Source organism: Serratia sp. J2 (assembly GCF_046269175.1).
Lineage (GTDB): Bacteria > Pseudomonadota > Gammaproteobacteria > Enterobacterales > Enterobacteriaceae > Chania > Chania fonticola_C.
In genome coordinates this window covers 274,507-298,330 of the sequence record NZ_JBKABN010000002.1, presented here as the reverse complement: position 1 = coordinate 298,330, position 23,824 = coordinate 274,507, and the positions used below count along the sequence as shown (strand labels likewise).

Here is a 23,824-nt window from a genome sequence, read left to right as displayed (position 1 = left end):
CTGTTCCTCATAACCCGGCTTTCAAACTTGCCTCAATGAATTTATCCAGGTCGCCATCCAGTACGGCCTGCGTATTACGTGTTTCGACGTTGGTGCGCAAATCCTTGATGCGGGAATCATCCAGCACGTAAGATCGGATTTGGCTGCCCCAGCCGATATCGGACTTGTTGTCTTCCAGCATTTGCTTGTCAGCATTTTTCTTTTGCATCTCGTATTCATACAGCTTGGCGCGCAGCTGTTTGAATGCCTGATCCTTGTTCTTATGCTGAGAGCGATCGTTCTGGCACTGCACCACAATGTTGGTTGGCAAGTGGGTAATACGCACCGCCGACTCGGTTTTGTTAACGTGCTGACCACCGGCACCGGAGGCGCGGTAAACATCAATGCGCAGATCGGCCGGGTTGATTTCGATATCGATATCGTCATCCACTTCCGGATAGATAAATACGGAACTGAAGGAGGTATGGCGACGGCCACCGGAGTCGAATGGGCTCTTGCGTACCAGGCGATGCACGCCGGTTTCAGTACGTAACCAGCCAAACGCGTAGTCGCCGATAATCTTGATGGTTGCCGATTTCAGGCCCGCGACGTCGCCGTCGGACTCTTCAATCACTTCCGTTTTAAAACCTTTGGATTCCGCCCAACGCAGGTACATGCGCAGCAGCATGCTGGCCCAGTCCTGTGCTTCGGTGCCGCCGGAACCTGCCTGGATATCCAGGTAGCAGTCCGCGCTATCATATTCACCAGAGAACATACGACGGAATTCTAGTTGTTCCAGCTTGGCGCTCAGTTGATCGAGCTCAACCACGGTCTCGTTAAAGGTGTCTTCGTCTTCCGCCTCGACTGCCAGTTCCAGCAGGCCCGTGACGTCTTCACAGCCTTGTTCCAGCTGATCGATGGTTTCAACAATGGCTTCCAGCGACGAGCGCTCTTTGCCTAATGCCTGAGCGCGTTCAGGTTCGTTCCAAACGTCCGGCTGTTCCAGCTCGGCGTTAACTTCTTCTAAGCGTTCTTTCTTGGCATCATAGTCAAAGATACCCCCTGAGAACGGCTGTCCGCTCGGACACATCCTGAATGCGGTTTTTTACCGGATTAATTTCAAACATGATTTTTTGCGTTCTTACGTTGATGTCGTCGATGGCGAAATGCCATTGGAACCGGTAATTCTAGCGGATCCAGTCGCCAGTTTATAGCGAGTTGGTCAGTTTTTGTGGGGGATTGAGATTAGGGCACCCGCAGGTGCCCTGATAAACCGGTTAACGCGGCCAGAGGTGTTGAATTAGCAACTGCACATTACGGTTGCCACGGAACTCATTCACGTCCAGCTTATACGCCAGTTCCACTTCTTTGATGCTGCTATCCGGCCACTGCGTGGTATCGATGTTGAAGGCGATGCCGTCCAGCAATGGGCCACCACCGAGCGGTTCGATCATCAGCTTCAGGTGTTTTTCGCCCACCAGCCGCTGTTGCAGGATACGGAACTTGCCGTCAAAGGTTGGCTCAGGAAACGCCTGCCCCCACGGCCCGCCCTCACGCAGAAGTTCTGCGGTGGTCAGGGTCAGTTCTTGCATCATCAGTTCGCCGTCCGACCAGATCACGCCTTCCAGCATGGCGGGATCTAGCCATTCGCCGACCAGTTCGCCAAAACGCTGGCGAAACTCGTCAAACTTGGCCTCCTCCAACGACAAGCCCGCCGCCATCGCATGGCCGCCGAACTTCATCATCAGCCCAGGATTCAGGGTATCGAGCCGCTCCAGCGCATCACGCATATGCAACCCGGCCACCGAGCGGCCAGAGCCTTTCAGAATGCCGTCGCCCGCAGGGGCAAAGGCGATCACCGGGCGATGGAAACGCTCTTTGATACGCGACGCCAGAATGCCCACCACGCCCTGATGCCACTCCGGGTGATACATCGCCAACCCGTAAGGCAGTTCAGTGGTCGTGCGTTCCAGTTGATCGCACAGCTCCAGCGCTTCCACCTGCATCCCCTGCTCAATCTCACGCCGGGTCTGGTTGAGCGCGTCGAGATCGTTGGCCAGCATACGCGCCTGGGCAATATCGTCGCTCAACAGCATGGCTACACCGATCGACATATCGTCCAGCCGCCCTGCCGCGTTCAGCCGTGGCCCAAGGGCAAAGCCGAGATCGCTGGCGGCCAATTGCCGCGCATCGCGGTTGGCCACCTCCAGCAAAGCGCGGATACCTGGCCGACACTTGCCAGCCCGGATGCGGTTCAGCCCCTGATACACCAGAATACGGTTGTTGGCATCCAGCGGCACCACGTCTGCCACCGTGCCCAATGCCACCAGATCCAGTAATTCGGCCAAATTAGGCATAGCCAGCGCGCGCTGTTCGAACCAGCCGCTGTCACGCAGCTTGGACCGCAACGCCAACATCAGATAGAAGGCAACGCCAACACCAGCCAGGGATTTGGAGGGAAAATCGCAGTCACGCAGGTTCGGGTTAACGATCGCCTCTGCCGCAGGCAGCGTATCGCCCGGCAGATGGTGATCGGTGACCAGCACCTGTATTCCCAAGCCGTGCGCAACGTCTACACCCGCATGAGAAGAGATGCCGTTATCGACCGTAACGATCAGCTCGGCACCCCGAGCCGCCGCCTGTTCCACCACTTCGGGGCTCAGGCCATAACCATCCTCAAAACGGTTGGGCACCAGATATTCGATGGAGCTACAGCCCATGCTACGCAAGGCCAGCACCGTCAGTGCGGTACTGGTGGCACCATCTGCATCAAAGTCGCCCACCACCATGATGCGACGGCCATCGGCCAGTGCCTGCTGCAATATCGCTACCGCAGCATCGATACCGCTCAACTGTTGCCAAGGCAACATGCCCTTGACGCTACGCTCCAGTTCCTGTTCACCCTTAACTCCGCGCAACGCGTATAAGCGACGCAACAGGGGGGGCAGGCTGGCGGGTAAATGGCTGGCATCTGCCGCCTCACGGCGGCGTAATTGGGTTTTAATACTCACCGTAACTTATTTCGTGGCTGCGGAGGCTGCATGCGCATCCAACATCGCGGCCATCTCTTTCGGCCCTTGGTAGCCAGGGACAACCATGCCGTTTTTCAGCACGATAGCCGGAGTACCGTTGATACCAAACTGTACGCCCAGTGCATAATGCTGGCTGATATCGGTTTTGCAGGTCGCCGGAGACACTGCGTCGCCCTTCATGGCGGCATCAAAGGCTTTAGCACGGTCTGCGGTACACCAGATGGAACGCATATCTTTCTCTGCCTGAGATTCCAGGCCCTGACGCGGGAACGCCAGATAGCGCACGGTGATCCCCAGATCGTTGTACTCTTTCATCTGCTCGTGCAGCTTGTGGCAATAGCCACAGGTGATATCGGTAAACACGGTGATCACGTGTTTCTCTTTCGCCGCTTTGTAGACGATCATCTGATCTTTCAGCGCTTCCAGACGGGTCATCAACAGTTGATTAGTCACGTTGACCGGCTCACCGCCGCTGACGTCAAACAGCGGCCCTTGCAGCACGTGTTTGCCATCTTCCGTCACATACAGCGTGCCGCCTTCGGTCAATACGGTTTTCAAACCAGCGACCGGCGAGGGTTGCACGTCTGCCTGCTTAATGCCCAGGCTACCTAGTGCTTTCTGAATAGCTGCATCGTCAGCATGGGCCGCACCGGTAACCGAAGCCACCAGCAGGGAGAGCAGCATTAAACCTTTTTTCATTCTTCCAATCCTTTCGATCCCTGCGCGTCAGGCGCGCGGGTGATGCTGTTGATGTAGCTGTTTCAATCTTTCAGTGGCTACATGAGTATAAATTTGTGTGGTTGAGAGGTCGCTATGCCCCAATAACATCTGTACGACACGAAGATCGGCCCCATGGTTCAGTAAATGGGTGGCGAAAGCATGGCGCAGCACATGCGGAGACAACCGTTCGCTGTCGATACCCGCTAGGATCGCATAGTGTTTAATCCGATGCCAGAACGTCTGGCGGGTCATTTGCTGGCTGCGGTTGCTGGGAAACAGCACATCCAGCGTCTGGCCGTTCAGCATCCAGGGCCTGCCGTGTTCCAGATAATTTTCGATCCAGTACACCGCTTCTTCGCCCAACGGCACCAGGCGCTCTTTGTTGCCTTTACCGATCACCCGCACCACGCCCTGGCGCAGGCTGACATCGCTGATGGTCAACCCCACCAGTTCCGACACGCGCAAGCCGGTGGCATACAACACCTCGAGCATAGCCTTGTCACGCAGCTCCAACGGTTGATCGACGCAAGGCGCCTGTAGCAAGGCCTCAACCTGCGCTTCGCTAAGATCCTTGGGTAACCGCTGCGGTAATTTGGGCGAGGCCAGCAACGCGGTGGGGTCATCCGCCCGCATTTTTTCACGGTTGAGATATTGGAACAGGCGGCGCATCGCGCTTAACAACCTGGCTGAGCTGGTCGCTTTGTATCCTCCCTCTACCCGTTCGGCGAGAAAGGCCTGTAAGTCCAGAGCTTCGGCCTGTAAAAGGCTGCGGTTGTTGAGAGCCAGCCAACCGGCCAGCGCCTGTAAATCGAGCCGATAAGAGGCCAGCGTATTCTCTGCCAGATTGCGTTCGATCCACAACGCATCCAGGAATTGCTCAATCAGCGCACTGTCTTGCTGTTGCACGCGGTCCCCTCTTCATTATCTTCATACCCTATGGATTTCAAGCTGCAGCTTGAAAGACGACGGGTATATGCCACAGGCATTATGCCTTAAGGTATACTCGTTGCAATTCTACACACGGCATTATAAACGGTTTAAATATGAAGATTGGTCTGTTTTACGGCTCCAGCACCTGCTACACCGAGATGGCGGCAGAAAAAATCCGTGAGATTCTGGGTGAAGACCTGGTCGACCTGCACAACCTGAAAGACGTTTCTCCCAAGCTGATGGAAGACTATTCCATCCTGATCCTGGGTATTCCAACCTGGGATTTTGGTGAGCTGCAAGAGGATTGGGAAGCGATCTGGCCGCAACTGACTGAACTAGACCTGAAAGGCAAGATCGTCGCCATGTACGGGATGGGCGATCAGTTGGGCTATGGCGAATGGTTCCTGGATGCGCTGGGGATGTTGCACGACCAGCTTGCCCCGCAGGGCGTGCAGTTTATCGGTTTCTGGCCGATTGACGGGTTTGAATTCACCAGCCCCAAACCGCTCAGCGCCGACGGCAAACACTTTGTTGGCCTGGCGCTGGATGAGGTGAACCAGTACGATCTGAGCGAAGAACGCCTGCAACAGTGGTGTGAACAGATCCTGCTGGAAATGGAACCGCTGCTGTAACGAAATGGGGCGCGATATCGCGCCCAACAAAATCCTTATTTCCACAACCTGAAACGGCTCTCGCCATTACTGGCCGGCGTCTCAGCGGTTTCTGGCTCAGCAGCGTTGCCTTTCGAGCGAGCCGGGTCGGCCACCTGATACCAGTCCAGTTTACGCGTCAGCAGCATAATGCCCGCCAGCACCCCGAACAGCAGCACCGAACCTAATACCAGTGCGTTATCTTCCGACTGCAACAGCATATACAGAATGCCATACAGCAGGAGCAGACTGGCGGCGAACAGCATGCCACGGCGCATCCCGCGCAGCACGGCGCTGAGGTAGAAGGCAATCAGTCCACTACAGGCCACGCTTGCCAGCAGGTAGGCTACGTCGAATCCCAGATGTTCCGAGAAAGCCAGCAGGATCAGGTAGAACAGCACCAGCGCCGCCCCCACCAACAGATACTGGATCGGGTGTACCCGCAGCCCGGTCAGGGTTTCGAACAGGAAGAACGCCATAAACGTCAGCCCCAGGAACAGCACCGCATACTTCACCGCTCGCTCGGTCAATTGATAGTGATCGACCGGTTCGATCAGGCTGGTCGTGAATGTCGGCAGCTTTTCCTCTTCCATAATGCCGTTGTCATACATGAAGGCGCTATTAATGTTGTTGGCAAACCAGGTGCTGCGCCAGCGGGCCGAGAAGCCTTTATCGGTCACCTTGCGCTCATCCGGCAGGAAGTTGCCGAGGAAGTTCGGGTGCGGCCAGTTGCTTTGTAATAGCAGCTCGGAACTGCGCCCTACCGGCACCAAAGACAAGCTGCTGGTCCCTGCCAGGTTCAGTGTGAAATCCGCCGTCAGCCCTTCTTTCTGCAACGAGGCCAGGGTCAGCGGTGCATGGATCCCCTGAGAAAGCCCGCTGACCAAAGTACCCGGTTCAAACTTGGCCTGCTGTTGAATGCCGTTGAGGGCAGAGATGCTTTTGATACCACGAGAATCGCTTAATGACAGCATCAGGAAGGGTTGGCCGACCGTAATGTTGCTATGCTGCAAATCCTCCAGATCGGGTTGGCCGAATTTCACCTGGAAATCCAGTGGCCCCTGATACACCTGAGTCTGGTAGATACCCAACTTGCGGATCTCAACGTTGGGCCTGCCATTCACCACCAAGGATTCGGGCAAGACAAAGCGTTGATAGCGGCTGGTCTCTATCTTGATTTCACCTTTTTCATTTTTCTTCTCTTCGCGCAAGGTGTACGGGATCACGATCACTGGCCCAAGAATACGCTGCGCCCGGCTAGTGCTTTCGCTCACTTGCCCCACCACGCTCTGGCGATAGCCGCTGCGTTCCTGTACCACATCCATGAGCATGCCCACCGGGATCATCATCAGGATCATCAATCCCAGCAGGGTGGTTATTTTCCAAAACAGTACCGATTTAAACATCGTGGCAGACTCCTTGTAGGTAATGTCGCTACGATAAAGTCGGCAAGTGAAATCAGAATGTGGTTATGTGAAGAGAAGGTGAAGTGCGGACAATATGTTGTAATCAGAGGGGTAAAGTGAGGATGGCCTTCGCGCCGGTGGGTTGCAGGTTTTGCAAGCGGATGGTGCCACGATGCAGGCGCGCCACTTCCTGCACGAAGTTCAGGCCCAGGCCGCTGCTCTTGGGTTTATCTTCCCGCGCCAGGGAATAGAAGCGTTCAAACACCTTATCCAGCGCATAGTCGGGTATGCCGCTGCCAGTATCGCAAAGGGTGAGCTGGTAATGATGCTCCAACCGCTCGCCATCAATACTGACCGAGCCACCCTCCGGGGTGAAATCCAGGGCATTATCCAGCAGGTTGCTCAGCGCCTGCCCCAGTAAAAAAGCATCCCCGGTCAGCGATGCTTCCGCTAATGCCCCCAATTCAATCGTGACACCACGCTGCGCCGCCTGTGCTTCTTTGCCCGCGACAATCTGCCGGACTAACGGCACCATCGCTACCGTAGCCAGTTCCAAACCGGGCCGGCTTTCTAACTGCGCCTGCACCAACAGCTTATCGACCAATTGTTGAATGCGGGCGCTCTGCTGTTCGATGTTGGTCAAAAAGCGTTTTGCCGTCGCCGGAGGCGGTGATTCCTGCAATAGTTCCGCCGCGCCACGGATCGCCGCCAGCGGGCTTTTCAGTTCATGAGTCAGGGTATGCACATACTGTTCAATGTAAGCCTTGCCTTCCAGCTTCATGCGCATGCTTTCCAACGCTTGTGCCAGTTGGGTAAGTTCAACGCTGCCCATGCGTGGTAACGGCACCGCCTCGCCGTGCGCCACTCCGTCGGCATAACTCACCAGGCGGTTGATCGAGCGGTTAATCCACCAGACGAAGCCCAGGCCGATCGCCAGCGCAATCCCCAGCAGCACCGCGCCCGCCAGCAAAATACGCCTCTCGCTGCGGCGGATCACCGGTGCCATGGTGCTGTTGGGCTTGCCGACGCTCAACACGCCGATAATCTGCCCTTGCTCCACCACCGGTGCGGCCACGTACATTACCGAACTGCTCTCGTCATCAGCAATCGTCCGGGTACTACGAGCACCGTATTGGCCACGTAATGTCAGATAAACATCGTTCCAGCGGGAGTAATCCTGCCCCAGCGCCTGGCCTGATGAATCGAAAATCACCTTGCCGCGCCCATCGGTAAGATAGACGCGATATTCGTTACGATCTTTACGGATCCCGGCAATATTGGCCCCGATCGGCCGCTGATTTAGCTGGGCGATAGCCTGTGCCAACTGACCTTTTGCCGCATCCCCATGTCTCATATCCAGCCGCGCCACCTGTGCCAGCAAGTTGGCGGTATCCACCAGCGTGCCTTCAGTGGCACGCCGTACGCCAGGTTTGACCTCCTGCACGAAAATGCTCAGTACGAAATAGCCCGCCACCGCCACAATCAGGAAATAGCCCAACAGCAGGCGCAGGCCAATCCTCATGGCTGGCGGCTCACGCTATAGCCTAAGCCACGATGGGTATGGATTGGGGGTTCTGCGGCATCGATCGCCCGCAGTTTGGCACGCAGCGTTTTGATATGGGTATCGACGGTACGATCCAGGCTCTCTTCCGCCTGGGCCCAAACGATGTCCATCAACTGCTGGCGGGAAAACACCCGGCCAGGCGCTTGCAACAGGGTTTTCAGCAACAAGAATTCATAGCGGGTCAGCGGCAACGGCTGCTGGTGGTAGCAGATAGTGGCCCCCTCTTCATCCAGGCTGAAGGCACCAAAATGATAAAGGGCAGGCTGTTGCAAGCACTGCTGCTTGTGTAAACGCCGTAGGATCGTGCGCACACGAGCGCTGACCTCACGCGGGGAAAAGGGTTTGGCGACATAGTCATCGGCACCGATTTCCAGCCCGATCAGGCGATCGAGTTCACCGCTGCGCGCGGTAAGAAACAGGATCGGTAAATCCACCGCCTGCGCCAGCAGCCGACGGCAAAGCTCAAAACCGTTGATATCAGGCAGGCCGACGTCGAGGATCACCAATGCCGGTAAGCCCTGTGGCAAAGCCTGCAAAGCAGGCTCGCCACGATCAAACCAACGCACCTGAAAGCCTTCGCTCTCCAGGGTATAAATCAGCGTATCCGCAATGCTGGGCTCGTCTTCTACCAGCCAAAGCAGCGGTTTCATTATACGTCCTCGTCGGTAGCGGATTGTTCAAACAACAACCGCTGACGCAGTTGGCGCCAATCCGCTTTGCTCATGGAATCCGAAGCCAACCACAGCCGATGGCGTTTTTTGCCGTTGGCCTGCTGAAGCGACAGTAAAATACCGAACCCTGGCATCCAGGGCTTGTTCACCATCAGCCATTCCTGGCCATGCCACTCAATCCGGCGTTCAGCCAGCAAACGCAGTTCTCCCTGCCTGGATGCAATGCGCTTTTGGCTGCGAATGCATTCAAACACCACCAACGTCAACAGCACTAACCAGATCGGGCCATAGCCTTCCGGCCAAGGGGCGATCAGGATCAGCAAAATCAGCAGGCCGTGAGTCAGCAACGAGACTAACTGGGTACGCCAGGAAACGCGGACATCACATCGCCACTGGGCCACGGGCTTTATTTCGCGTTTGGATCAGGGACACCATTCTCTGCAGATCTTGATCCTGCGGAGCGCCATGATTCATCAGCCAGTTGAACAAATCGGGGTCGTCACATTCGAGCAAGCGGATGAATACGACCTTGTCTGCATCACTCAGCGTATCGTATTCATGTTCGAAAAACGGCATGATCGAGATATCCAACTCGCGCATGCCACGGCGGCAGGCCCAGTGAATACGTGCTTTATTATTAATATCCATGTTGTTATGACTAACCTCTTTTCGGCATGGCTTGCCATGCTCTTGGGCAACCGACACTTGGTATGGCAACGCGCGCGCAATTTAATTCCGTCAGCCAACGATTTGGGTGCAATTGGGTCTCGTTGGCCGTAAGCGCCTAGAGTAACAATTTGACATACTCGCCGGGAAGGGCGTTTACCCAACAAAACGTAAAATGTCAAAAAAAGCGCTGCCTGGTAATAACTGCTTGCAAAGCCAGCCACCTCTTTTACCATGGTAGCAACCCCAACAGGTATGCTAAACATGCAGCAGGAACCGATTATGGCGTTCAATATTCCTTTTCCACCCCGTCAACCTTCCGCCTCCTCCCATCTGCCACTGACGCTGATCTCACTGGAAGATTGGGCCATGGTGCAGTTGAGCGGGCCAGACACGGTAAAATATCTTCAGGGCCAGGTAACGGCTGATATCGACAAACTGGCGGCCGATCAACACGTGCTGTGCGGCCATTGCGATGCCAAAGGCAAAATGTGGAGCAACCTGCGTTTATTCCACCGTGGTGAAGGCTTTGCCTATCTTGAGCGCCGTAGCGTGCTGGAAAGCCAACTAGCGGAAATAAAGAAATACGCGGTGTTCTCCAAAATCACCATCGCGGCAGACAGCAATGCGGTGCTGCTGGGCCTCGCTGGCCTTGAGGCGCGGGCCGCATTAGCGAAAGTGTTTAGCACCCTGCCAGATGCAGAACATCAAGTGGTGCAAGACGGCGATACCACTTTGCTGCACTTTGCGCTGCCAGCAGAACGTTTTGTGCTGATTACCACGGCAGAAACCGCCGCTCTGCTAGCTTCCAAGCTGGAAGGACAGGCTGAGCTGAACGACAGCCGCCAATGGCTGGCACTGGATATCGAGGCCGGTTACCCGGTGATTGATGCAGCAAACAGTGCACAGTTGATCCCTCAGGCGACCAATCTACAGGCGCTGGACGGGATCAGCTTCAGCAAAGGCTGCTATACCGGGCAGGAAATGGTGGCCCGCGCCAAGTTCCGGGGAGCCAACAAGCGTGCCCTGTACTGGCTGGAAGGTAAAGGCAGCCAGGTACCTCAGGCGGGTGACGATCTGGAGTTGAAGCTGGGTGAAAACTGGCGCCGTACCGGCACCGTGCTGGCGGCAAGCTTGCTGGCTGACGGAACACTGTGGGTGCAGGTGGTGATGAATAACGATCTGGAAGCGGACAGTGTGCTGCGCGTACGCGATGATGCCAGCAGTCAGCTCGCCATCAAGCCTCTGCCTTACTCACTGGCGGAAGAAAAGTAAGTGGTTTGGCCGCAGGCATCGAGCCTGCGGCCAGACGAGTTATTCGTCCAATTCCCCATCACGCGGCACCAGATAAATCAGCACCAGCAAAATAGTGACAAAGAAGCGGAAGGCATCGGGCACCCCGTTCCACTGTTTTGACATCCACATGCCAAACCACTCACCCCCAACTGACATAAAGGCCACCTGCCAGGTGAGGAAGCCTAACGTCAACCCTGCGATGGCAAAAGTCTTGGCCCGGTTAAAGCTGGCCGCAGGCAATTTCAGGCCGCACAGCAGGCGGATCCCCCCAATCCAACACAAAATAGCGGTAAGGGTTTCCAACGCAATAATGCCGATATATCCCACCTGATGCAGCCATGGCGACTGAATGGAACGATAGGTGATAGTGGCATCAGGGAAGATCGTATCCATCATAAAAACATGGCGTACGAAAGCGAAGTTGGTGTCGTAATCGGTGATATTGCCAAAGGCCACCAGTGAGGCAAATAGCGCGATAGCGCAAACCAGCAGGGCTTTGGATAAACGAACGATCATAGTGAAGAGTCCTGGGTAATGATTAAAGGCACCGGAAGGTGCAAATACCCCATAGATCTCAAGATGCAGGTCAGCCAGCAGCAAGCGCAGCCAACCCCCTGCGACTTGAAAGCGAGGGGTTTGGCGGGCTCAGAAATAACGCTAAGGCTTGCTGGATACCCGAAAGAAACAAGCGCCTCTTTTTAACCCAAAAGAAACGCTTTGGCAATATATCGACAACAGATGGGCAGGTTATACGTAAAGGTAGATCGCCATGAAGTGGCACACACTGCCGCCGAGCACAAAACCGTGCCAGATCGCATGGCCAAAACGGAAGCGTTTCGAGGCGTAGAAAATCACCCCTAGCGTATACACCACGCCCCCCACCGCCAGTAAAGTGACTCCACCGACGTCCAGGCGCATTGCCAACTGGTAAATCACGATCAGTGACAACCAGCCCATGGTTAGATAGGTCACCAACGACAGCACCTCAAAGCGGTGCGCAAATGCCAGTTTGAAAATCACGCCGAACAGCGCCAGCCCCCAGATCACCACCATCAGCCCTCGCGCCAACGGTGAGTCCAGCCCCACCAGCAGGAACGGCGTATAGGTTCCGGCGATCAGCAGGTAGATAGCGCAGTGGTCAAATTTTTTCAGCCAGTGCTTGGCTCCCTGATGTGGAATAGCATGATACAGCGTAGAAGCCAGATACAGCAGGATCATACTGCCGCCATACAGGCTATAACTGGTGATGGCCGTTACCCCAGCGCCGTCGTTTACCGCCTGAACCAACAGCAGCACCAGGCCGACAATCCCAAACACCAAGCCAATACCGTGGCTGATGCTGTTGGCAATTTCCTCTGCCCATGGATAAGCCGTGGCGGGCAACTGGTCTGCCCCGACTTTCACTTCGTCCTTTTTCCCCATAACGCGCAACCCCTCAAAACAACGCATATTGTGCGAATTAACTGCAAATGAGATTAACTGAGAACGATTCCAGTGTACACGTGTACGCTAAAATAAAACTGTGTACGCTTGTAACACCAAGCGAACATCGAAATCCTCAGCCTGCTGGGCTACAATCGATATGCTTTGCACCCTATGGATTTCAGTTACGGCTGAATACGGCGGGTATCCCATCATTCACCTCGAGGTTCGTACCATGTCATCCGCTGTACCCGCGTTAGACTTTGGCTCCATGACTCAAACCATCCAGTTTCTGATGGAAATCGACAAACTTAAAAGCGTGCAACGCCGTACCAAGGTGATGGGCACCCAGCGTCAGGAAAACTCGGCCGAGCACAGTTGGCACTTTGCCATTGCAGCCTTGAGCCTGGCCCCTTATGCCAGCGATGAAGTGAATATTCAGCGCGTGATCCAGATGGCTCTGCTGCACGATATCGTCGAGATCGATGCCGGTGACGTTATGGTTTACGATCTGGCGGCGCGAGCGGCGATCCACGATCAGGAAGTGGCGGCGGCAAAACGGCTGTTCGGGATGTTACCGGAACCTCAACGTGGCGTTTTCACCGATCTGTGGCAGGAGTATGAAGCAGGCGAAAGCGCCGATGCCCGCTTTGCACTGGTGCTGGATCGCTGCATGCCAATGCTGATGAACCTGCACAACGGCGGTCAGAGCTGGGTAGAGAATGATATCAGCCTGCAACAGGTACTGGACCGTAATACGATGATTGCCGATATCCATCCCGAGCTGTGGCAATATTTGGAACAGCATTTGCGGGATGCACAGCGTAAAGGCTGGCTGAAGTAATGCCCCTCACCCTAACCCTCTCCCACAGGGAGAGGGGACCGATCGAGTTCGCTGATTTCTCTGCGTAATACCCAATCTTCTTACTGCTCACTTCCCGCAGCAGCAAGGGCCAACCAAGCGCTCCGACCAACTCCCTCTCCCTGTGGGAGAGGGTCGGGGTGAGGGAACACCGCGATTGCCGTACTTAACGCCCTCCAGCGGCTTCGATAAAACTGCCGGTGACGTAGGACGCCGCATCGGAAAGCAGCCAGGCAACAGCTTGCGCCACTTCCTCTGGCTGACCACCCCGCTGCATTGGCAACGCAGACTTCACACGATCTACCCGCCCCGGCTCTCCTCCGCTGGCATGCATCTCGGTGTAAATACAACCCGGCCTAACACAGTTGACGCGTATCCCCTGTGCCGCCACTTCCAACGCCAGACCGGTAGTCAACGTATCCACCGCCCCTTTTGACGCCGCATAGTCAATATATTCCCACGGAGCCCCAAGTCGCGACGCAGCGGAAGAAACGTTGACGATCGATCCGCCCTGCCCACCATGCCGTAGCGCCATACGCTTTACCGCTTCGCGGCAGCAGAGAAAATACCCGGTGACGTTAGTCGTCAGCACCTTATTGATCCGCTCGGCGGTGAGTTGCTCAATGCTCGCCTGTTGGAACAAAATGCCTGCGTTATTGACCAGAGCACTGATTGGCCCCAACGTGGCTTCCAGTTCGGCAAACATCGCCACCACCTCTTCTTCCTCGGCGATATCTGCCTGCAGAGCCAGTGCCTTGCCACCCTGTTGGCGGATCTGCGCCACCACTAACTCAGCAGCAGCACTATCACGCAGATAATTGACCCCCACCGCATAGCCCTGCTGAGCTAGCAATAACGCCGTCGCACGGCCTATGCCCCGGCTGGCACCGGTCACTAACACTACTTTTGTCATTACGGTTCCTTGCTGTTGAGATCAGAAATAATAGCGGGTACTCACGAGGGCAAGCCAGACAACTTGCTGCTCAAAGATAGGTTAATCAGTGAACAGCAATCGCTGCGGTGCTGCAATAAAAAAGGGACACGGCATCATGCAGTGTCCCTCGATCATCGTTTTGGCAGATGGTGTTATTCGTAGTCGCTCATCGGTACGCAAGAGCAGAACAGATTACGATCGCCGTAGACATCATCCAGGCGTTTCACGCTCGGCCAGTATTTGTTCTCACGCACACCCGCTATCGGGAACACCGCCAGCTCGCGGCTGTAAGCATGCTGCCAGTCGCTGACCAATTCTGCCTGCACGTGCGGTGCGTTGACCAATGGGTTGTCTTCCAGTGGCCATTCGCCTTGCTGCACGCGGTCAATCTCGCTGCGGATCGCCAGCATCGCATCAATAAAGCGATCCAGCTCCACTTTGTTTTCCGACTCAGTCGGTTCAACCATCAGCGTGCCTGCCACCGGGAACGACATGGTCGGCGCATGGAAACCGTAGTCGATCAGGCGCTTGGCGATATCCATTTCGCTAATGCCTGTCTCTTCTTTCAGCGGGCGAATATCCAGAATACATTCGTGCGCCACGCGATGATCGCGGCCGGTATACAGCACCGGATAAGCGTCTTTCAGGCGGGTTGCGATGTAGTTGGCATTGAGGATCGCCACCTGGCTGGCCTGCTTCAGCCCTTCCGCGCCCATCATCCGGATATACATCCAGCTGATAGGTAAGATAGAGGCGCTGCCGAACGGTGCGGCAGAAACTGCGCCCTGCTGGGTGGTCACGCCATCAATCTGCACTACGCTGTGGCCTGGAACGAACGGTGCCAGATGAGACTTGACGCCGATAGGCCCCATGCCTGGGCCGCCACCGCCGTGAGGAATACAGAAGGTTTTATGCAGGTTGAGGTGCGATACATCCGCGCCGATATAGCCCGGTGTGGTGATTCCCACCTGCGCGTTCATGTTGGCGCCGTCCAGGTAAACCTGGCCGCCAAACTGATGCACGATCTGGCACACTTCGCGGATGGTTTCTTCATACACGCCATGGGTTGACGGGTAGGTCACCATGATGCAGGACAGGGCTTCCCCGGCCTGCTCGGCTTTCACCCGCAGATCGTGCAGATCGATGTTGCCGTTCTTGTCACAGGCCACGACCACCACGCCCATGCCCGCCATCTGGGCAGAAGCCGGGTTGGTACCATGCGCCGAGCTTGGGATCAGGCAGATATTACGCCCTGCCTCATTGCGGCTTTCATGATAGCGGCGGATCGCCAGCAATCCGGCATATTCACCTTGAGCGCCCGAGTTAGGCTGCATGCACACCGCATCGTAACCGGTCAGTTGCACCAACCATTGAGAAAGCTGCCCAATCATCACTTGATAACCTGCGGCCTGTTCTGGTGGGCAGAACGGGTGCAGTTCAGAGAATTCAGGCCAGGTGATCGGGATCATTTCCGCAGCGGCGTTCAGCTTCATAGTGCAGGAACCCAGCGGGATCATCGCCTGATTCAGCGCCAGATCTTTACGCTCCAAACGATGCATATAGCGCATCATCTCGGTTTCGCTGTGATAGCGGTTAAACACCGGATGCGTGAGGATCGGATCTTTACGCAGCATGGCCGCCGGGATCGACTGGCTGTTTTTGCTCACGGCTGCATCCAGCGCATCAATATCCAAACCGTGGTTATCGCCTGCCAACAGGGCAAACAGCGTCTGCACATCTTCACGGGAAGTGGCTTCATCCAGCGTGATGCCAACTGCCCCGTGGATATCGGTACGCAGGTTAATGCCAAAGCCCAGCGCGCGTTCCAGCACCGCCGCCTTATCTTTCACTTCCACGGTCAGCGTGTCGAACCAGGTTTGATGGCGCAGTGTCAGGCCCGCTTGTTGCAGGCCCGCGGCCAGAATATCGGTCAGGCGATGGATACGCCCGGCGATACGTTGCAGGCCTTGTGGACCATGGTACACCGCATACAGACTGGCGATATTGGCCAGCAGCACCTGCGAGGTACAGATATTCGAGTTGGCCTTTTCACGGCGGATATGTTGCTCACGGGTTTGCATCGCCATACGCAGCGCAGTATTGCCGGCAGCATCGCGGGACACCCCGATAATACGGCCAGGCATCGAGCGTTTGAATTCGTCACGGCAGGCGAAGAACGCCGCGTGTGGGCCACCGTAGCCCATTGGTACGCCAAAGCGTTGTGCAGAACCGAATACCACGTCGGCCCCTTGCTTGCCCGGTGCCGCCAGTAGCACCAGCGCCATAATATCGGCTGCCATGCTGGTGATGATTTTGCGCGTTTTCAGTTCTGCCAACAGGGCGCTGTAATCGTGCAGCTCACCGGTGGTGCCAACCTGTTGCAGCAGTACGCCAAACACCCCTTGCAGCTCCAACACCTTCGCCGGTTTGTCGACGATCACGTCAAAGCCAAAGGTCTCGGCACGGGTACGCACCACGTCCAGCGTCTGTGGGTGCACATCATCAGCCACAAAGAAGCGGTTGGCGTCTTTCAGTTTGCTGGCACGTTTGGCCAACGCCATCGCTTCTGCGGCAGCGGTAGCTTCATCCAGTAAGGAGGCAGAGGCCAGATCCAGCCCAGTCAGATCGAGAGTCAGCGTCTGGAAGTTGAGCAGCGCCTCAAGGCGGCCTTGCGACACTTCCGGCTGATAAGGGGTATAAGCGGTATACCAGCCTGGGTTTTCCAGCATGTTGCGCAGGATCACCGGCGGCGTCAGCACCGCGCTGTAACCCATACCGATATAGGATTTGTAGCGCTGATTCTGTGAGGCAATCGCCTTCAGTTCGGCCAGCGCCTGATGTTCCGTGGCCGCATCGCCTACCGGCGGAGGCCCTGGCAGTTGGATATCGGCTGGCACAATCTGCTGGATCAGCGCGCTGAGCGAGCGAGCGCCCACGGCTTCCAGCATCTGCTGCTGTTGCTCTGCGGAAGAGCCGATGTGGCGCTCGATGAACGCTTCGCTGTGTTCAAGTTGGCTGAGTGTCTGAGTCATTGCTACAAATTCCTGAATGCTTGCGGGGTACGGGATATAGCCTGAACTGCAAAACGCCCCACAGGGTAGTGGGGCGTGATAGTGATTATTCGTCGATGGAGGCCTGGTAAGCACCCGCATCTAGCAGCTTGTCTAGCTCTGACGCATCGGATGCCTTGATGCGGAACAGCCAACCTTCACCGTATGGCTCGCTGTTGACCAGCTCTGGGGAGCTTTCCAGTTCGCCGTTAACCGCGATGATCTCACCGCTGATTGGCGCATAAATATCGGAAGCGGCCTTGACCGACTCTGCGACGGCACAGTCATCACCCGCGGAAACCGTGGTGCCGACTTCCGGCAGATCGACAAAGACCATATCGCCCAGCAGTTCCTGCGCGTGTTCGGTGATACCGACAACGTATTCGCCGTTGCCTGCATCACGCACCCACTCATGGGAGGTGGCGTATTTCAATTCTGTTGGCACATTGCTCATTGGCCTGCTACTCCTTCGAAGAATAAAAACTAATTGATCAGTGACTTACCGGCACGAACAAAACCTGGCTTACAGACTTTCACCGGCATTTCACGGTTACGGATCTGTACGATGGCCTGCTCACCGATACCGGCCGGAACCCTTGCCAGCGCAATGCTGAAGCCCAAGGTCGGTGAGAAAGAACCGCTGGTGATCACCCCAACCTGAGGTTGACCGTTAGCATCGGTGAAATGTACCGGCAGCTCATTACGTAATACGCCTTTTTCCGTCATGATCAAGCCGACCAGTTGTTCGGTGCCATTTTCGCGCTGCTGTTCCAACGCTTCACGGCCGATAAACTGACGATCCTGCGGTTCCCAGGCAACGGTCCAGCCCATATTGGCAGCCAGTGGTGAAACGCCTTCGTCCATTTCCTGTCCGTAGAGGTTCATACCGGCTTCCAGGCGCAGGGTGTCGCGAGCGCCCAGCCCGGCAGGTTTTACCCCAGCGGCCAGCAGTTTCTGCCAGAAATCCACCACCTGCTCTTTCGGCAGGGCAATTTCATAGCCCGCTTCTCCGGTATAGCCGGTGGTAGCAATAAACAGATCCCCCGCCTGCACGCCGAAGAAAGGCCTCATGCCTTCTACAGCCTGCTTCTGTTCTGGGGTAAATAAGGTGGCGGCGCGCTCTTTGGCCTGTGGGCCTTGCACCGCAACCAGCGCCAGATCGTCACGCACCGTCAGCTCAACGTTGAACGGAGCCGCATGCTGTTCGATCCAGGCCAGATCCTTTTCACGGGTGGCGGAGTTCACCACCAGGCGGAAATAGTCTTCGGTAAAGAAATAGACGATCAGATCGTCGATCACGCCGCCGGACGCATTCAGCATGCCGGTATACAGCGCTTTACCCGATTGAGTGAGTTTGGCGACATCGTTCGCCAGCAGATAACGCAGGAATTCACGGGTACGAGCACCGCGCAGATCCACGATGGTCATATGGGAGACATCGAACATGCCGGCATCCTGACGCACGGCGTGGTGTTCATCAATCTGGGAGCCATAGTGCAGCGGCATCATCCAGCCATGAAAATCAACCATGCGCGCACCGCACGCCACGTGCTGGTCGTACAGTGGGGTTTGCTTTGCCATCTTTTCCCTCTTTCCACTCAAGTAGCCGAAGACAGGGTGTTATTACGCAATAAGGCGGGTGTAGCTCGCGGGCCTGATTGCGCGAAACACGCTGGCTGCTCAACACAATTGCCTCGCCAATGGTTAACGACGCAAACGATACCTTTGCCCTGACGTTAACACCGAACGCCCCTATTAACCATAAGTTAAAATAGGTTCGACCGGGTTCAGGGTCGGTAAAATGCCGCGTTAGTTTGCAGAGTTTTTCACTGGAAAAATGCGCTTTGAGGCACAAAATTAACAATTAAAGCGGCAAAAATCCGAAGTTATATAACAAACAGGGGCTGGGATAGAGAATTTCGGTTTTTGATAACCGACCATGGAATTAGAAAAAGTAATGAGAAATTCTGCCTGAAATTAGAATTTCTCAAACGAAGGAAGATATAAGGGAAATCGATGACGGGTAAACATGCAGATTAGCGGGCGCGGCATGTGGCGCCCCATAGTGAGGTTTGTCAGCTCCAAGCTGACTAGGCGAGCCAGTCCGGCAGATCGTTAAGCCCCATGGCCTGCCGCACCAGTTTCGGCTTCACGCCCGGCAGACTGTCGGCCAGCCTTAAGCCCACGTCGCGCAGCAGCTTCTTCGCCGGGTTATGGCCTGCAAACAGTTCGCGGAACCCTTGCATACTCGCCAGCATCACTGCGGCACCGTGCTTGCGGCGGCGTTCATAACGGCGCAGATACAGATGCTGGCCGATATCCTTGCCCTGACGTTGCAGGCGTTTCAGCTCGGATATCAGCTCGGCGGCGTCCATAAAGCCCAGGTTCACCCCCTGTCCGGCCAGTGGATGCACAGTATGTGCCGCATCCCCCACCAGCGCCAGACGATGGGCGGCAAAGCTGCGAGCGTATCGCCCGGTAAGCGGGAAGGTCAGCCGCTCGCTTTCAAGCTTGCAGTTGCCCAGACGCATATCGAAGGTCATTGCCAGCTCGCGGTTAAAGGCTTCCGGTTCCAGCTGTTGCAGCCGTTCAGCTTCTTCTGGCGCAACCGACCAGACGATAGAACTCAAATGCGGATCGCTAAACGGCAGGAAAGCCAGGATCCCTTCGCCATGAAACACCTGGCGGGCCGTAGCCAAATGGGGCTCTTCGGTGCGAATAGTGGCCACCAGCGCGCTGTGGCGGTAGTCCCAGAAGGTCAACGGAATATCGGCGTGCTGACGCAGCCAGGAGTTGGCTCCGTCGGCACCGATCACCAGCCGGGCGGTTAACATACGGCCATCTTCCAGCGTGACGAAGGCGTCGTTTTCCCCCCATGCCACCTGTTTCAGCGCAGCCGGGGCGAGCAGCGTCACATCGGCCAAGGTGGCCGCCTTGTGCCACAGCGCCTGCTGGATCACCTCGTTTTCTATGATATGGCCAAGATGGCTGAAACCACATTCGTCGCCGCGAAATGCGATCTTGCCGAAGCTGTCACGATCCCAGACTTCCATCGCGTTATACGGGCTAGCGCGCAGGTTGCGGATCTCATCCCACACGCCAATGCTTTGCAGCAAGCGCTCGCTGGCGGCGTTAATGGCAGATACGCGCAACGCTGGCTGTTCTGGCAGCGGTGATAAATCTGGCTGCCGATGTTCCAGCACCGCTATGCGCAGGCCACTGCCCTGCAAACCGCAGGCCAGTGCCAATCCCACCATACCGCCACCGGCGATAATCACATCAAATGATTGCATGCTGCTTGAGTTCCTTAAATTTGCCCCTCACCCCAACCCTCTCCCACAGGGAGAGGGAGCTGATTCGGTGACTTTTATCAAAATATTGCCCTACTTCGGCAAGGCAGGTAGGGCAAAAATTAGTGTTCATCCCAACTTCGACCCAACCCTCTCCGACAAGGAATATGAGGGAATAAATCAGCGTTCAACCCAGCCTAACGTGCGTTTGGCAAAGGCATCGCGCATGGCCGGTAGCTGCTCCATTGCCATCAGCCCCAGATTACGCCCGGCGACCAGCGGCGCGTAGCTATTGGCAAACAGGCGGATCAAACCGTCGGTGACACCGATGGTCGCCTGCTGATCCTGTTGCCGACGTCGCTGATATTGGCTCAATAGCGCATAGTCACCCAGATCGGTGCCAGCCTGCGCGGCTTCTGCCAGGGTTTCCGCCAGCGACATCACGTCTCGCAAACCCAGATTGAATCCTTGCCCGGCGATCGGATGTAGCGTTTGCGCCGCGTTGCCAACCAGCGCCAGACGATGGCTAACGTGCTGATTGGCCCTCAGCAGGCTAAGGGGGTAACTGTGGCGCTTACCCGCCTTCAGCATCTTGCCCAGCCGCCAGCCGAAGGCCTGTTGCAGCTCACTGAGAAAACGCTCATCACTCCAGCTATCGACCTGCTGACGAGCTTCCCGTGCGTGGCACCACACCAGCGAGCTACGCCCGCCAGACATTGGCAACAGTGCCAACGGCCCGTAGCGGGTGAAACGTTCGAACGCCCGCCCTTGCGGAGCCTCGGCCGTCGAAACGTTGGCAATGGTGGCAAACTGCGGGTAATCACTCTGCTGCCACTGGATATTGCAGGCCTGCGCCAGCGCCGAACGTGAACCATCCGCCGCTACCAGCAACTGGCCCGTCAGGCGCTGCCCGTTATCCAACTGCACTTCAGCGCGATCGACGGTACGCAGCACATCGACAACTTTAGCCGGGCAATGCAGGGTGATCCCTGGGGCCTTTGCCAGCAGGGCAAATAACCGCTGCCCAGCGTCGTGCAGTTCAATCACCTGCCCCAACGCCTCCACCTGATAGTCCTGCGCATGCAGGTTCACGAAACCGGCATGCCCGCGATCGCTGACGTGGACGTGAGTGATCGCCGTGGCACAGTCCCGCAACGCAGCCCAAACGCCGATACGCATCAGCTGTTGGCAGGTTCCCTGCGCCAGAGCAATAGCCCGTGCATCAAAGCCAGGATGCGCACGATCGTCTGGCAGGGTTGCCTCCACCAGATCGACGGCCACCTTGCCCTGAGTCAAAGATGAAATCGCCAGCGCCAACGTAGCGCCCGCCATCCCACCGCCCACAATGATTACGCTCATGTTATCTGGCCGCCGCCATCAGGGCTTCAATCGCGTCGGCATCCTTCACCACGCTGGCGGTCAAATTCTCATTACCGTCCTGGGTGATCAGGATGTCATCTTCGATGCGGATACCGATACCGCGATACTCCTGCGGCACATCAGCATCCGGTGCGATATACAAGCCAGGTTCTACCGTCAACACCATCCCTGGCTCCAGAACGCGATCGCGGCTCGCAGAGCCATAGTGGCCCACGTCATGCACATCCAGCCCCAACCAATGGCTCAGGCCGTGCATAAAGAACTGGCGGTGTGCCTGCTCGGCAAACAGCTGTTCCACGTCGCCCTTCATCACGCCCAGCTCAACCAATCCGGCGATCATGATGCGAACGACCTGATCGTTCACTTCGCGAATGCTGATACCCGGTTTAAACATTTCCAGCGCCTTGTTGATCGACGCCAGCACGATGTCATATACCTCACGCTGCGGCTTGCTGAACTTGCCGTTAACCGGGAAGGTACGGGTAATATCGCCAGCATAACCACGATATTCACAACCGGCATCAATCAGCACCAAATCACCGTCACGCATTTCACATTCGTTTTCGGTGTAATGCAGGATGCAGCCATTTTCTCCGCTGCCGACGATGGTGTTATAAGACGGGAAGCGGGCGCCCAGGCGGTTAAACTCGTGCAGGATCTCCCCTTCGAGCTGATATTCGAACATGCCCGGACGGCACTTTTCCATCGCACGGGTATGCGCCATGGCGCTGATTTCACCGGCGCGGCGCATAACGGCAACTTCTTCTGCCGATTTGAACAGGCGCATGTCATGTAGCCACGGACGGTAATCCGTCAGGGTTGCAGGGGCTTCCAGATTCTGGCGGAAGCCTTTACGCAGTTTATCCAGCGCGCCGAACAGGATTTCATCGGCATAGGCATATTGCCCCTGCGCGTGATACACCACGTCCAGGCCGTTGAGCAGCAGGTGCAGTTGATCGTTGATTTCGTCGAAGGCCAGCGCGCGGTCTACCCCCAGCTTGGCCGGAGCCGCGTCTTGACCCAAACGGCGGCCAAACCAGATTTCTGCCGTCAGATCGCGTACACGGTTGAACAGCACGCTGTGGTTATGAGTTTCATCACTCTTCACCAGGATCAACACCGCTTCCGGCTCGTTGAAACCGGTCAGATACCAGAAATCACTGTTCTGACGGTAAGGATATTCAGAGTCTGCACTACGCGTCGCTTCCGGTGCGGCGAAAATCACTGCCGCGCTGGCCGGAGCCATCTGTGCCAACAAAGCCTGACGGCGTTTATGGAATTCCTGCTGGGTCATCACATCTCCTGAAATCGGTTTATGCCACCTGCTGAACGCAGTCAGTAGGGGTTATCAGCGCTCTCGGCCAACGGACGTGGGATCCGCCGGTCAGTGCAACGTTGGCCTTTTATTTTCCGGGGCCGTCGGTTTCTGGCGGGTAAATTCAGTATGGCAAAGCAGCGCAGCAACGCGCACGTACTCCACCACTTCTTCCAGCGACTGTTCCAGTTCTTCCTGGTCTTCGCCTTCGTCATAACCCAGTTGAGCGATATTACGCAGATCGTCGATCGCCTCGCCCACTTCATCTTTCACCTGCGCCAGCTTCGGCTGCATCATGCCCAGCCCCAACAGGAAGTGGTTTACCCAACCCGCCAAGGCATCCGCACGGTCAAACACGCTGACGGTTTCGCCTTCCGGCATCATCAGTTGGAACATGAATTCATCATCTTCCAGCGTATCACGGGTGATTTCATGCAGTTGCTGTAACGGTTGGCTCAACGCCTGCGGGAAGGCAATGCCTTCGTTGGTCAGATCAAACACCAGCGTCTGCCAGCTGGCATCACGGTTGCCACCGCACAGCAGGCCACTGATCAAACCGTGCATCTCGGCTGCGGTCAAAGCAACCGCCTGCTGGTTAAGAGCCACGGTCAAAGATTGGTAACTTGGAAATGTATTCTGTATAGACATGCGCATTCG

Annotated in this window: 22 protein-coding genes; 3 read left to right on the top strand and 19 right to left on the bottom strand. The window is 56.2% G+C overall.

Translation table 11 applies throughout. From position 1 onward, the window contains the following. Window positions 1–7: 7 nt before the first annotated feature. The 4 genes from prfB to xerD all read right to left on the bottom strand — a co-directional run bounded on the left by prfB (window position 8) and on the right by xerD (window position 4,637). Window positions 8–1,106 (bottom strand): peptide chain release factor 2 gene (gene prfB, locus ACKWMY_RS03280; protein WP_098929871.1). Its coding sequence is split into 2 segments (ribosomal slippage): window positions 8–1,030 and window positions 1,032–1,106, totalling 1,098 coding nucleotides; the frame shifts between segments, so codons are not numbered across the junction. A gap of 150 nt (window positions 1,107–1,256) precedes the next feature. Then, a complete protein-coding gene (gene recJ, locus ACKWMY_RS03275) occupies window positions 1,257–2,990 on the bottom strand; it encodes a single-stranded-DNA-specific exonuclease RecJ (protein WP_409485870.1) in 1,734 nt (577 codons plus the stop codon). A 6-nt stretch (window positions 2,991–2,996) separates the two neighbouring features. Further along, complete coding sequence (gene dsbC / locus ACKWMY_RS03270; RefSeq protein WP_024530768.1) at window positions 2,997–3,710, bottom strand: bifunctional protein-disulfide isomerase/oxidoreductase DsbC; 714 nt, start codon at window positions 3,708–3,710, stop codon at window positions 2,997–2,999. A 27-nt stretch (window positions 3,711–3,737) separates the two neighbouring features. Then, the gene (gene xerD, locus ACKWMY_RS03265) at window positions 3,738–4,637 is read right to left on the bottom strand and encodes a site-specific tyrosine recombinase XerD (protein WP_021179811.1); all 900 of its coding nucleotides are present in this window, start codon (window positions 4,635–4,637) and stop codon (window positions 3,738–3,740) included. A 137-nt stretch (window positions 4,638–4,774) separates the two neighbouring features. On the opposite strand from xerD, the gene fldB reads away from it, so the two are divergent. Then, window positions 4,775–5,293, top strand: coding sequence for a flavodoxin FldB (fldB, locus tag ACKWMY_RS03260; protein ID WP_021179810.1), 519 nt, complete (start codon window positions 4,775–4,777; stop codon window positions 5,291–5,293). A 35-nt stretch (window positions 5,294–5,328) separates the two neighbouring features. Here the strand turns inward: fldB and creD are convergent, their stop codons facing one another. The 5 genes from creD to sdhE all read right to left on the bottom strand — a co-directional run bounded on the left by creD (window position 5,329) and on the right by sdhE (window position 9,600). Continuing rightward, entirely contained in the window at window positions 5,329–6,717 is a 1,389-nt protein-coding gene (creD, locus tag ACKWMY_RS03255) for a cell envelope integrity protein CreD (RefSeq protein WP_309047728.1), read from the bottom strand. 103 nt (window positions 6,718–6,820) lie between these two features. Next, entirely contained in the window at window positions 6,821–8,239 is a 1,419-nt protein-coding gene (gene creC / locus ACKWMY_RS03250) for a two-component system sensor histidine kinase CreC (RefSeq protein WP_211135950.1), read from the bottom strand. After that, entirely contained in the window at window positions 8,236–8,931 is a 696-nt protein-coding gene (gene creB / locus ACKWMY_RS03245; protein ID WP_409485869.1) for a two-component system response regulator CreB, read from the bottom strand. The genes creC and creB overlap by 4 nt, the downstream gene beginning before the upstream one ends. After that, the gene (locus ACKWMY_RS03240; RefSeq protein WP_024530764.1) at window positions 8,931–9,353 is read right to left on the bottom strand and encodes a protein YgfX; all 423 of its coding nucleotides are present in this window, start codon (window positions 9,351–9,353) and stop codon (window positions 8,931–8,933) included. The genes creB and ACKWMY_RS03240 overlap by 1 nt, the downstream gene beginning before the upstream one ends. Continuing rightward, on the bottom strand, window positions 9,334–9,600 hold the full coding sequence (sdhE, locus tag ACKWMY_RS03235; RefSeq protein WP_024530763.1) for an FAD assembly factor SdhE: 267 nt from the start codon (window positions 9,598–9,600) through the stop codon (window positions 9,334–9,336). Before sdhE ends, ACKWMY_RS03240 begins: the two co-directional genes overlap by 20 nt. A 300-nt stretch (window positions 9,601–9,900) precedes the next feature. On the opposite strand from sdhE, the gene ygfZ reads away from it, so the two are divergent. Continuing rightward, window positions 9,901–10,893 (top strand): tRNA-modifying protein YgfZ, encoded by a 993-nt coding sequence (gene ygfZ, locus ACKWMY_RS03230; protein WP_074029782.1) that lies wholly within the window; start codon window positions 9,901–9,903, stop codon window positions 10,891–10,893. 39 nt (window positions 10,894–10,932) lie between these two features. On the opposite strand, the gene ACKWMY_RS03225 is transcribed toward ygfZ, so the two are convergent. Both ACKWMY_RS03225 and trhA read right to left on the bottom strand, forming a co-directional pair. Continuing rightward, entirely contained in the window at window positions 10,933–11,430 is a 498-nt protein-coding gene (locus tag ACKWMY_RS03225) for a DUF2165 family protein (RefSeq protein ID WP_021179803.1), read from the bottom strand. Between the two features lie 231 nt (window positions 11,431–11,661). Then, window positions 11,662–12,336 carry a PAQR family membrane homeostasis protein TrhA gene (gene trhA, locus ACKWMY_RS03220; RefSeq protein ID WP_024530761.1) on the bottom strand — a complete coding sequence of 225 codons (675 nt, stop codon included), beginning with the start codon at window positions 12,334–12,336 and terminating at the stop codon, window positions 11,662–11,664. 235 nt (window positions 12,337–12,571) lie between these two features. On the opposite strand from trhA, the gene ACKWMY_RS03215 reads away from it, so the two are divergent. Further along, window positions 12,572–13,180 (top strand): HD domain-containing protein, encoded by a 609-nt coding sequence (locus tag ACKWMY_RS03215; RefSeq protein WP_074029726.1) that lies wholly within the window; start codon window positions 12,572–12,574, stop codon window positions 13,178–13,180. A gap of 184 nt (window positions 13,181–13,364) precedes the next feature. Here ACKWMY_RS03215 and ACKWMY_RS03210 read toward each other — a convergent pair whose 3' ends face one another. The 8 genes from ACKWMY_RS03210 to ACKWMY_RS03175 form a co-directional block, all read right to left on the bottom strand. Beyond that, entirely contained in the window at window positions 13,365–14,111 is a 747-nt protein-coding gene (locus ACKWMY_RS03210) for an SDR family oxidoreductase (protein ID WP_409485868.1), read from the bottom strand. Window positions 14,112–14,284: 173 nt separating this feature from the next. Then, complete coding sequence (gcvP, locus tag ACKWMY_RS03205; protein WP_074029725.1) at window positions 14,285–17,164, bottom strand: aminomethyl-transferring glycine dehydrogenase; 2,880 nt, start codon at window positions 17,162–17,164, stop codon at window positions 14,285–14,287. A gap of 85 nt (window positions 17,165–17,249) precedes the next feature. After that, entirely contained in the window at window positions 17,250–17,636 is a 387-nt protein-coding gene (gcvH, locus tag ACKWMY_RS03200) for a glycine cleavage system protein GcvH (protein ID WP_098929864.1), read from the bottom strand. Window positions 17,637–17,665: 29 nt separating this feature from the next. Then, complete coding sequence (gene gcvT, locus ACKWMY_RS03195; protein ID WP_161712856.1) at window positions 17,666–18,763, bottom strand: glycine cleavage system aminomethyltransferase GcvT; 1,098 nt, start codon at window positions 18,761–18,763, stop codon at window positions 17,666–17,668. Window positions 18,764–19,272: 509 nt separating this feature from the next. After that, window positions 19,273–20,475, bottom strand: a complete 1,203-nt coding sequence (ubiI, locus tag ACKWMY_RS03190) for an FAD-dependent 2-octaprenylphenol hydroxylase (RefSeq protein ID WP_024530755.1) — start codon at window positions 20,473–20,475, stop codon at window positions 19,273–19,275. A gap of 177 nt (window positions 20,476–20,652) precedes the next feature. After that, window positions 20,653–21,831, bottom strand: a complete 1,179-nt coding sequence (gene ubiH / locus ACKWMY_RS03185) for a 2-octaprenyl-6-methoxyphenyl hydroxylase (RefSeq protein WP_173408783.1) — start codon at window positions 21,829–21,831, stop codon at window positions 20,653–20,655. A gap of 1 nt (window position 21,832) precedes the next feature. Beyond that, window positions 21,833–23,146 (bottom strand): Xaa-Pro aminopeptidase, encoded by a 1,314-nt coding sequence (gene pepP / locus ACKWMY_RS03180; protein ID WP_021806207.1) that lies wholly within the window; start codon window positions 23,144–23,146, stop codon window positions 21,833–21,835. A gap of 90 nt (window positions 23,147–23,236) precedes the next feature. After that, a complete protein-coding gene (locus tag ACKWMY_RS03175) occupies window positions 23,237–23,815 on the bottom strand; it encodes a YecA family protein (RefSeq protein WP_024486381.1) in 579 nt (192 codons plus the stop codon). Between the last annotated feature and the right edge of the window lie 9 nt (window positions 23,816–23,824).

What these genes read in the sequence shown, in the direction of transcription:
- dsbC (WP_024530768.1), bottom strand. Translation starts at nt 3,710, where the DNA reads ATGAAAAAAGGTTTAATGCTGCTCTCCCTGCTGGTGGCTTCGGTTACC.
- fldB (WP_021179810.1), top strand. Translation starts at nt 4,775, where the DNA reads ATGAAGATTGGTCTGTTTTACGGCTCCAGCACCTGCTACACCGAGATG.
- creD (WP_309047728.1), bottom strand. Translation starts at nt 6,717, where the DNA reads ATGTTTAAATCGGTACTGTTTTGGAAAATAACCACCCTGCTGGGATTG.
- creC (WP_211135950.1), bottom strand. Translation starts at nt 8,239, where the DNA reads ATGAGGATTGGCCTGCGCCTGCTGTTGGGCTATTTCCTGATTGTGGCG.
- creB (WP_409485869.1), bottom strand. Translation starts at nt 8,931, where the DNA reads ATGAAACCGCTGCTTTGGCTGGTAGAAGACGAGCCCAGCATTGCGGAT.
- sdhE (WP_024530763.1), bottom strand. Translation starts at nt 9,600, where the DNA reads ATGGATATTAATAATAAAGCACGTATTCACTGGGCCTGCCGCCGTGGC.
- ygfZ (WP_074029782.1), top strand. Translation starts at nt 9,901, where the DNA reads ATGGCGTTCAATATTCCTTTTCCACCCCGTCAACCTTCCGCCTCCTCC.
- ACKWMY_RS03225 (WP_021179803.1), bottom strand. Translation starts at nt 11,430, where the DNA reads ATGATCGTTCGTTTATCCAAAGCCCTGCTGGTTTGCGCTATCGCGCTA.
- trhA (WP_024530761.1), bottom strand. Translation starts at nt 12,336, where the DNA reads ATGGGGAAAAAGGACGAAGTGAAAGTCGGGGCAGACCAGTTGCCCGCC.
- ACKWMY_RS03215 (WP_074029726.1), top strand. Translation starts at nt 12,572, where the DNA reads ATGTCATCCGCTGTACCCGCGTTAGACTTTGGCTCCATGACTCAAACC.
- ACKWMY_RS03210 (WP_409485868.1), bottom strand. Translation starts at nt 14,111, where the DNA reads ATGACAAAAGTAGTGTTAGTGACCGGTGCCAGCCGGGGCATAGGCCGT.
- gcvP (WP_074029725.1), bottom strand. Translation starts at nt 17,164, where the DNA reads ATGACTCAGACACTCAGCCAACTTGAACACAGCGAAGCGTTCATCGAG.
- gcvH (WP_098929864.1), bottom strand. Translation starts at nt 17,636, where the DNA reads ATGAGCAATGTGCCAACAGAATTGAAATACGCCACCTCCCATGAGTGG.
- gcvT (WP_161712856.1), bottom strand. Translation starts at nt 18,763, where the DNA reads ATGGCAAAGCAAACCCCACTGTACGACCAGCACGTGGCGTGCGGTGCG.
- ubiI (WP_024530755.1), bottom strand. Translation starts at nt 20,475, where the DNA reads ATGCAATCATTTGATGTGATTATCGCCGGTGGCGGTATGGTGGGATTG.
- ubiH (WP_173408783.1), bottom strand. Translation starts at nt 21,831, where the DNA reads ATGAGCGTAATCATTGTGGGCGGTGGGATGGCGGGCGCTACGTTGGCG.
- pepP (WP_021806207.1), bottom strand. Translation starts at nt 23,146, where the DNA reads ATGACCCAGCAGGAATTCCATAAACGCCGTCAGGCTTTGTTGGCACAG.
- ACKWMY_RS03175 (WP_024486381.1), bottom strand. Translation starts at nt 23,815, where the DNA reads ATGTCTATACAGAATACATTTCCAAGTTACCAATCTTTGACCGTGGCT.